The organism is Streptomyces tyrfis, assembly GCF_037034285.1.
Classification (GTDB): Bacteria; Actinomycetota; Actinomycetes; order Streptomycetales; family Streptomycetaceae; genus Streptomyces.
Genome location: NZ_JBAGJZ010000123.1, coordinates 1 through 726 on the forward strand (window position 1 = coordinate 1; position 726 = coordinate 726).

Sequence of the window (726 nt, forward strand, 5' to 3'; positions counted from 1 at the left end):
GACCGAAGGGAAAGCCCGGAGGAAAGCCTGGACCGGATGGTTCGGGTGAGTACAAAGGAAGCGTCCGTTCCTTGAGAACTCAACAGCGTGCCAAAAGTCAACGCCAGATATGTTGATACCCCGGCCTGTCGATCACGGCAGGTTGGTGGTTCCTTTGAAAGTCCTGCCGGGCCTCACGGTTCGGTGGGCATTTACACAGCGAGGACGCTGTGAACGACCGGTCCTATTCCGACTGGTTGTTCCGCTCTCGTGTTGTGTTGTCCCGATCACGGGAAAACATTCACGGAGAGTTTGATCCTGGCTCAGGACGAACGCTGGCGGCGTGCTTAACACATGCAAGTCGAACGATGAAGCCCTTCGGGGTGGATTAGTGGCGAACGGGTGAGTAACACGTGGGCAATCTGCCCTTCACTCTGGGACAAGCCCTGGAAACGGGGTCTAATACCGGATACCACTTCGTCCCGCATGGGATGGGGTTGAAAGCTCCGGCGGTGAAGGATGAGCCCGCGGCCTATCAGCTTGTTGGTGGGGTGATGGCCTACCAAGGCGACGACGGGTAGCCGGCCTGAGAGGGCGACCGGCCACACTGGGACTGAGACACGGCCCAGACTCCTACGGGAGGCAGCAGTGGGGAATATTGCACAATGGGCGCAAGCCTGATGCAGCGACGCCGCGTGAGGGATGACGGCCTTCGGGTTGTAAACCTCTTTCAGCAGGGAAGAAGCG

1 rRNA gene is annotated in these 726 nt (G+C 59.0%); it reads left to right on the forward strand.

Annotated features, from left to right (window positions below):
* Positions 1–279: 279 nt before the first annotated feature.
* Positions 280–726 (forward strand): 16S ribosomal RNA (locus tag WA762_RS35490); the annotation flags it as partial.